General features: G+C 57.7%; 4 protein-coding genes. 2 read left to right on the forward strand and 2 right to left on the reverse strand.

Annotated features, from left to right (window positions below; all coding sequences use genetic code 11):
* Positions 1 to 505 (forward strand): hypothetical protein (locus QWL29_RS26385; RefSeq protein WP_305825823.1); only part of this gene is annotated, 505 nt, incomplete at its 5' end.
* On the opposite strand, the gene QWL29_RS26390 is transcribed toward QWL29_RS26385, so the two are convergent.
* Complete coding sequence (locus QWL29_RS26390) at positions 487 to 945, reverse strand: PACE efflux transporter (protein WP_305825824.1); 459 nt, start codon at positions 943 to 945, stop codon at positions 487 to 489. The genes QWL29_RS26385 and QWL29_RS26390 overlap by 19 nt on opposite strands.
* Before the next feature lie 173 nt (positions 946 to 1,118).
* On the opposite strand from QWL29_RS26390, the gene QWL29_RS26395 reads away from it, so the two are divergent.
* Positions 1,119 to 2,012 carry a LysR family transcriptional regulator gene (locus QWL29_RS26395; RefSeq protein WP_305825825.1) on the forward strand — a complete coding sequence of 298 codons (894 nt, stop codon included), beginning with the start codon at positions 1,119 to 1,121 and terminating at the stop codon, positions 2,010 to 2,012.
* A 144-nt stretch (positions 2,013 to 2,156) separates the two neighbouring features.
* Here QWL29_RS26395 and QWL29_RS26400 read toward each other — a convergent pair whose 3' ends face one another.
* Positions 2,157 to 2,438, reverse strand: a complete 282-nt coding sequence (locus QWL29_RS26400; RefSeq protein ID WP_305825826.1) for a hypothetical protein — start codon at positions 2,436 to 2,438, stop codon at positions 2,157 to 2,159.
* Positions 2,439 to 2,666 lie beyond the last annotated feature (228 nt).

Below are 2,666 nucleotides of genomic sequence, written 5' to 3' on the forward strand. Positions count from 1 at the left end.
CAGGCGGCTTGAGACAAGCGTGTCCGCTATTGACAGTACACCTCAGACAGCTGTCTGTCTCATCGACACAAGCGTATTCGTTGAAATTCTGAATGTGCCGGTAAAGGCGCAGCAGCATATGGACATAGTCCAAAGGCTGGGCGAGCGTATTAAAGCCGGAGAAACGCTGTTTCTCCCGATGGCGACCATCTTCGAAACAGGCAACCATATTGGACAAAACGGGGATGGCGGCGCGCGGCGCGCCTGTGCCACACGGTTTGTGGAGCAAGTCGATGCTGCATTGAAAGGCAGCTCACCTTTTCGCCCCATCAGCTTTCTACAAGCCGAACAGATGGGCGAGTGGCTCCGCGAGTTTCCGGATCATGCAAGCCGTGGGAGTGGGCTAGGCGACTTGTCGATCGTGCATGACTGGCAGCGCCTCTGCGCACTTACTAGAGGACGTCGTGTCTATATCTGGTCGCTGGACGCCCATTTGGCGGCTTACGATCAACCGCCAGCAATATGATTCCGGCTACTTGCGCCCAAGCGCCCCACTGGCGCAACAGGAAACACCAGGTCATATACGATGTTGAACAAGAACCCATACACCAGGTAGAACGTAACGATCGCCAGGTCCATCAGTAGCGCCGCCCACAGCCCAATGCCCAGGTACCAGGCGATCATCGGAATCAGCATGACGACCAGTCCCGCCTCGAACAGAAAGGTGTGGGTGACGCGGATCGCCATGGTTTTCTGCACGCTGCCGCGCAGGCGCAGCATTGCGCGATCGAAGCCCATGTTGAAGACGAAATTCCAGAGCGTGGCGATGGTTGCCGAAGCAATGCCAATCACGCCCATGTGATTCATCGGTTGATTGAAGACCACGGCAGAACCAGGGATAAAGATGGCCAGGGCCACAGCCTCGAACATGAGCGCGTGTCGGACGCGATCGCGGAAGGTACGCATAACTATTTTTCTTTCTGCCGGCGGGCACGGGTGGTAATGCACGCCCGCTGGTGTATTGCATTCGCAGAGAGGCTGGTGTGCCATAGCCGCATGCTGGATTGATATAGCAAAGCATCATCGCATACTCAATAAATGTATGCATAGACGCAAAATCGGTGCATCATGCTCCAGATATGAAACATACGAATTGGGATGACTTGCGGCTGCTACTGCTGATTGCGCAGGAAGGCACCCTGCGCGGTGCGGCGCGGAAGGCGGGGCTGAGTGCGCCGACCCTGTCGCGCCGGCTTGACGAACTGGAAGAGGCGCTGGGACAAAAGGTCGTCGAGCGTTTCCAGGGCGGCTGCATTCCGACCGCATTCGGCGCCGACATCATTGCCTGGGCTGGCCAGATGGGCGAGATCGCGCTGGAGATCGAGCGCACGCGCGATCACCAGGATGCGCACACGGCGTCGGGCACCGTCCGCATCAATACCGACGAGTGGCTGTCTTACTTCCTTACCACCCGCTTCGCGCGCTTTCACGACGCCTATCCGAACGTCGAGGTGGAAATCGTCACGTCGCACCGTCCGTACAGCCTGGCGCGGCGCGAAGCCGATATCGCGATCCGGCCTTATCGCCCCGAACAGCTCGACCTCGTCGCGCGCCAGCTCGGCACCCTGTCCTTTGGCCTGTACTGCAACCGGGAGGTGGCAACGCGCCATGCCGCAGCGATTGCGAAACAGGAGTGGGCGAACTTGCCCTTCGTGGGTTTCGACGAGCCACGCGCCGAGTTCCAGTCCGACCGCTGGCTGCGCGCCCTGCCCGGTGCGCCAGCGCCGTGGATGCGCTGCAGCTACGGCCTCGGCATCCTGGATGGCGTGGCGCATGGCGCCGGGCTTGGCGTGCTGGCGACCTTCCTCGCCGGCGACCAGCCAGACCTGGTCGCCGCGATGCCCCGTATTCCCGAGCTGGACCAGGATATCTGGCTGTCGATGCACAGCGGCCTGCGTGCGAGCGCGCGCATCAGGGCGGTGGTGGATTTTGTGGGGCAGGTATTCGGCGAATATCGCGAGACGGGCCGCTGATTATGCATGCTGGCCGACAAGCGGCCAAGCCTTTGGAAAGAAGCCAACGGTAGCAGACCGTTACGGATAACCGGCATCGCGCGCCTTTTTTTCCGATATGCAATCGCTACGCAGTTATGCTTGCCTCATCCTTATCAAGCTTTTTTACAAAAAGTGGTGATCAGAATCCAGTTTCGATTCATCCGGATCTTCAGCAATCTGCGCATATTCAGATGGGTTTCGGGCTGGTCGCGGTGGTGGTGCTGGTCCTAAACCCGCAAACGCAGCCATCATCAGTATGGCTAGCCAGCGAAATCGCTCTTTCCAATTCTTTGGCTGCGGAGTTGTACCCGATGAAGGTTCTGTGTTTTCGTCATCCACTTGGAAGATCACTTTCGTTTGAGTGCTGTCGCTTATCAATGGCGCGCCGCAGGCCGGATGCTCCATTGCGCGTATGTTCAATTGCAGCGCATACCATTTATCATGCGCGCGCACCTATCCCTAAAGCAACTCATCTAGCGATTTCCAAGCGTATTTCAAGGGCGGGATAAATAAAATCATCTAGCCAATTAGAACTGAACCATGTTTTCGGCTGCTATCGCGGATAAAAGAAGTGATGGAACCATGAACGGGCGGTCTCAAGAACCAATTGCAACACCGGGGTTAATGGATCGC

The sequence above is a fragment of the Massilia brevitalea genome (assembly GCF_030711405.1).
Taxonomy (GTDB): Bacteria; Pseudomonadota; Gammaproteobacteria; order Burkholderiales; family Burkholderiaceae_D; genus Telluria; species Telluria brevitalea.

Excerpts from the sequence above, each read along its gene's own strand:
- QWL29_RS26390 (WP_305825824.1), bottom strand. The coding sequence starts at position 945 with ATGCGTACCTTCCGCGATCGCGTCCGACACGCGCTCATGTTCGAGGCT.
- QWL29_RS26395 (WP_305825825.1), top strand. The coding sequence starts at position 1,119 with ATGAAACATACGAATTGGGATGACTTGCGGCTGCTACTGCTGATTGCG.
- QWL29_RS26400 (WP_305825826.1), bottom strand. The coding sequence starts at position 2,438 with ATGGAGCATCCGGCCTGCGGCGCGCCATTGATAAGCGACAGCACTCAA.